This is a genomic window from Novosphingobium sp. YAF33 (assembly GCF_052113265.1).
Taxonomy (GTDB): Bacteria; Pseudomonadota; Alphaproteobacteria; order Sphingomonadales; family Sphingomonadaceae; genus Novosphingobium.
In genome coordinates this window covers 1-4,732 of record NZ_JBFRCW010000035.1, presented here as the reverse complement: position 1 = coordinate 4,732, position 4,732 = coordinate 1, and the positions used below count along the sequence as shown (strand labels likewise).

Here is a 4,732-nt window from a genome sequence, read left to right as displayed (position 1 = left end):
CCCGTTCCTCGTCGCTCCAACGGCGACGCCGTTCCGGCCCGGAAAACACCGTGATCTGACCCATCGACCGCTCCTAAGCGCACTCTTAAGAGCGCACTTAAGACCGGTCGATCACCTCATCGGCAAGGCGGGGCCCACCGGATGGGTACCGTTCGACAGCGGCAAACATCGTCTCAAACGCCATCCAAATTACATCAGCATAATTGAGATGGATGAGTTTGATCTAGCCGACCGTATCAAACGGCCTGCGACACCGTCGGCGCCCACTTGAGTGTGCCAGAGTGCCAGATCTACAACCTACCCGCCACGTCAGTGCCGGGTTAAGCGATTGGAGATCCTAGCACAGCAATCGAGGGTATCCGATCACGCTCAGCGTTCTCCTGCTTAGGAAATGGCATAGGGTAAGACGAGTTCTTATATCACGGTTTTTCCGGCATTTCGCCACCTCTGTACCAAAGCATCGATCGCCCTCGCTGCCTCAATGTCAGCTCGGGTAATCTTGTTACCCGCATCCCAAGTAGTCAGACGAATGTGGACGACGCGCCACTCGTTGCCCCAACGAGGGTGGTGCTGCATCGCAGTGAATACCTCGACAGCTTCGTCCATAAACTTTATCGCCGCCCTGAAGCTTCGGAACCCAAACGTTCTCCTGAGTTCCGTTCGTTCGAACGGATATTCACGTAGTATTCGCTCCGACCAGGGCTGCCAGCCGTCCAGCTCTTGCAAGGCGTCAGAAAGCTCTTTCTCTGAAAGGCCTTGCGCCGTTAGCTTAGCAGGGTTTGGATAAGAAGGATGATCAAGTGAGGAATGGTGATCGGCGATCACACTATCCTTCTCCAAGCTTGTCACCAAGCTTCGAAGATCAGCCATCCAGCTCGTCCGACCGATTCTGAATGCCTGCCTATCATGAAGTGCCCTGATGCTCGTCGGTAGGGCCCGCGCTTCTGGCATTTCAGCGTTATCAATCAGAATAGGATAGATTTGCAGCCCTTCCGCCAAAGCCTGCTCAATCTCTCTGCGAACCCAGTCTTCGTCGCTGTCGATGCGACGCCGCCCATGAGTATCCTGTAAGAAGAGCCAATTGCGGCCAATAAGACATAACATCGCCCTCGACCCGAGCAGCCAATCGCGAATGCGCGCTGGCCATTCTTGGCCACTCTCGATTGAAGATGTATCCATAAATAGATCGGAAATGCTGAAATGCAGGCTCAGCTGCGAAAATATAGCTTGCGCAGCTTCGGCGGTGTCATCCCAACGATAATTGATGAATACCCGGCCGGTCATAAAGATTTCCTAAGCTACTTCGATCGCAATTATTTCGGATCGATGCAACCGGTTGCATATCATGAATGCATCACCGCTTTAATCAATCTTTGCCCAAAGGCGGTCACACTTCAATTCGCTATTGATGGGTCGGGTTGCCGGACAAACGGCGGATAGGCCTAACGATTTGAATTGGGGCGCGTTGCAGTCAATCCACTTCGGGCCGTCAATACGGCAGCTTCTATCAGGAGCAGACGTTCGCTGTGGCCCAGCTGAACGGCCGGGGCTGGTCGGCTGCCGCCGGAAGCCGAACGCCGCGTCGTGGCCGCGACCTGCGGGTTACCGGATAGTCCGAACCTAGGGATGCGAAATTGGCGCCTGAATGGCGGCAAAGGGTCGGCATCGGAAGCCGACACCGAAGCGTTGGAATGTCCACTATCCGATATCATGTCTGCGTAGCTGCCCTTCCTGACTGTCCCACGACCAAGACATAAACGTTCCGATAGCTTCACAAATTCTCGATAATCCCTCGGAGGCTTTTCATCGGCACAAGGGTTGCACCTCCGATCTTCACGACCTTCAGATCCCCTTCCGCGATCATCTTGTAAAGAGTTGACCGGCCAATACCGATTAGGCGGCAGGCTTCGGGAATACGTACCGCGAGTGGCTCAGTCGGCGACATCACCCGCCGATTTCCCGCCAAACGATTTTCGCCATTCTCCATCGCTTCACTCCTTAAAAGGAACGTTACTCGTCTGCCTGCCAATCGAGGATCCTGCCGGGGTAACCTCATCTGCTTCGCGCCGCTTAAGGCCTGACATCCAGGACACCCGCCAAACGCTCGCCTGGACATGAACTCGCGCCGAACCGAACCGAGGCTATCACGGAGAAGGTCACAACTTGACTCTGCCTATCTGCATGATCGTCAGCATATCTTCTGCGGCTATCCAGCGGCAGGCGCGCTCCGGTGGACCCAAGACACTTTCTGGGGCAGCCCAGATTTCAATTCAATGGGACCAGCGCTTGCGACCTCGTCCTAGAGGCCCATGATGTCCTCTTTTTCAACACGGGAATCTCAGCGCTTCATCCGAAACCGCAAGTCCAAGCTCAAGCGGCCATGAGTGGTATCAAAAAATTGCGCCACAAACTTTCCGGCCGGGACGGCTTTGATTGCATCGAGGTAGCGCGCGCATGCTGCGGCTTTACACAGCCCAAATCTTCGTGGTCGATCGAGGGCTCAGGCCCGGCGGGAGAGTCACGATTCCGGTATTAAGCCAACCGCTGCCCCCCCCCCCCCCCCCGCATCGCATCGCATCGACCCAACCGATTCCAATAAGTCCGATTTCCCGGCGGCAATCGCAGGCGCCTGGTTGTCGGATCCGAGAAAAACAATCGGGCAGGCCTATCACTATCGCAATCGCGTCAAGTTCGCGCTCGGTGTGAACATCCTGCGTTTCCATTGCCAACCGCGACGAACAGGTAGCGGCAGCACGCTGCTCTTCGAAAAGGCCCCCTCCTCCTCGACCCTACCCACGACCTCGTCGAGATCCTGGATCACCTTGTCCTTCTGCAGCAGCTTGGGATGGCTTTCAGCTGGCGGTCCGGGGCAGCAATATTGTCATTGTGCCATCCATTCCCCTGGGGACCGTTTCAAAGCTCTCGAGCGCAATGGCAGCCCTCCATTTCATCTTTCGTCGCGACACGCAGGATGAGCCGCCGAAGCACGCGGCGCCGCGCAGTTTGAGCTCAGTAATATCTGGCCCGGAACAAGGCGTTTTCCCGCACGATTTCGTCAGGGGCAATAACCAGATCGATGGCCTGTCTGTGAGCGCCGCGCAAAGACAAGGCATGGCGATTACTTATCGCCCCCATCCGAGACGAGCGGTAGTGTCATCCTCGAAGTTCTGCAGCAGCTGACGGTCAAGGCCGCAGTCCCACGCGCTGCTCGCCTTCATCAAGTGCAAAGATCAATCGAAATCCCCGCGATCAGGGGTACTCTCTCTGGGAAATCCCATTGCCAAAGACGACGTCTCTGCCGGTCCTGAAAGCGTGACGCATTCGCCCAGGGAATACTCCCCTCACCCTGGATATGCTTCAGGCGCGCGATGACCGCATTTATGCCCGGAGAAGCTATCTTCGCGACCGGGTCCGCTTGGACGGCCATCCGGCACCTCAATCTGCCACACTGTCCTGTGCGAGAGCACATGCTATACGGCGACACTCGACCGATCCCAGACGGTCCACCTCGAACGCGCAAAGGCAATTTTCCGCCTCTGCCATCGCAAGAATTGGCACCCTCCGACCACACTCCTCCAAAACGCGGGAGCCTCCCGCTAAACCGATGTGAAGACAGCAAAAAAGCGGGTACGAGAGGCCCTGCTTCTATCTTGCCCTCCGCCCTTTCCGCCCCTCTTCAGCCCCTCCCCCCTTTTCCCGCGCTCAAGAATTCAGCCGCTATCCCCTTGAGAGAGCCTTTCCGATGTTCGCTATATGTTCTATTGATTGTGCTCACTGAGTCGCGAACAGGAGCTGGAAAATGGGCGTGCGGATCGAAGCATTGGAGGGAAACCGCCTGCAATTACACGGCGATATCCAGACCGTCCTCGATGTTCCGGCACGCGGGATTGCCGAGGGATTCTCGCTGGCATTTTCCGATGGAACGCTGATTCTGGCGAACTGGATTCCTGGCGGCCCGGCATGCCAATTTGCCATCGCAGCCGAAGGTGCCGCGATGGTCAAGATCGTGCGTCAGGGCCTCGGAGAAGCGCTGGAACTGGACTGGAATTTCGATTGGATCGCGCTGGCATGCGGCACGGAAACCCTACAGCCGTACGCCTTGCCCGACGGGGAAGACGTGCTGCAGCTGACGCTGGATATCGAGATAAAAGAGGTCGCCTAGGAGGCGCGAACAGGTTTCTGAAGGTGCGCCTCGCAGGATTCCTTCACAAGCACATGAAGCAATTCGACGCGCTCGACGATCCACTCCAGTTCAGCGTCCCTGACCGTGTAATACTGGGAGTAGCGGGCCTTGACGTAAGCCTGCTTCAGCAGCTCGAAACAGCGCCGCGTGAACTTGCTGTCGCGCGGCCAGACCGGAATCAGGTCGCGGACCAGGTCCTCGCTACGGTTTCGCAGAAACTCGATGTTATGCGACTTCGGGGTGTAGAGCGTCAGGGTGAGAAGCGTGGCGTGGTAGGCATGCTCGGTAGCCTGATGCAGCATGAACGCGGCTTGGTTCCCCCACCCCTGCGAAATCATGAATTTTGATCCGGCGAGAAAACGGCTCGCGCTCTCAAACCACTGCTTATAGTTGCGCGCGGCCTGAGAACGGCGGTGGAATAGTCGGCCACGGTAGCGGCGGGATAGGTCCGCTGCGGGCGGCGTAAAAGTCGTCCACCTTGAAGCCTTTCTGCTTGGCAGGGAGGACTGGGGATTTTCAGCGTGGAACTCTATCTGAAGGTACGTCTGG

At 56.9% G+C, this 4,732-nt stretch carries 5 protein-coding genes; 2 read left to right on the top strand and 3 right to left on the bottom strand.

Going from position 1 to position 4,732, the window contains the following annotated elements; all coding sequences use genetic code 11:
- Positions 1 to 271, top strand: a 271-nt coding sequence (locus tag AB4Z00_RS26410) for a hypothetical protein (RefSeq protein ID WP_442047884.1), incomplete at its 5' end; no start/stop codon positions are given.
- 143 nt (positions 272 to 414) lie between these two features.
- On the opposite strand, the gene AB4Z00_RS26405 is transcribed toward AB4Z00_RS26410, so the two are convergent.
- Both AB4Z00_RS26405 and AB4Z00_RS26400 read right to left on the bottom strand, forming a co-directional pair.
- Positions 415 to 1,284, bottom strand: coding sequence for a 4a-hydroxytetrahydrobiopterin dehydratase (locus AB4Z00_RS26405; protein WP_442047883.1), 870 nt, complete (start codon positions 1,282 to 1,284; stop codon positions 415 to 417).
- A gap of 487 nt (positions 1,285 to 1,771) precedes the next feature.
- Positions 1,772 to 1,987: a helix-turn-helix transcriptional regulator gene (locus AB4Z00_RS26400; RefSeq protein WP_442047882.1), complete on the bottom strand. Its 216-nt coding sequence runs from the start codon at positions 1,985 to 1,987 to the stop codon at positions 1,772 to 1,774.
- Between the two features lie 1,812 nt (positions 1,988 to 3,799).
- On the opposite strand from AB4Z00_RS26400, the gene AB4Z00_RS26395 reads away from it, so the two are divergent.
- A complete protein-coding gene (locus AB4Z00_RS26395) occupies positions 3,800 to 4,162 on the top strand; it encodes a hypothetical protein (RefSeq protein WP_442047881.1) in 363 nt (120 codons plus the stop codon).
- Here the strand turns inward: AB4Z00_RS26395 and AB4Z00_RS26390 are convergent.
- The coding region (locus AB4Z00_RS26390) for a HEPN domain-containing protein (protein WP_442047880.1) at positions 4,159 to 4,732 on the bottom strand (574 nt) is incomplete at its 5' end. The two genes, AB4Z00_RS26395 and AB4Z00_RS26390, sit on opposite strands and share 4 nt — an antisense overlap.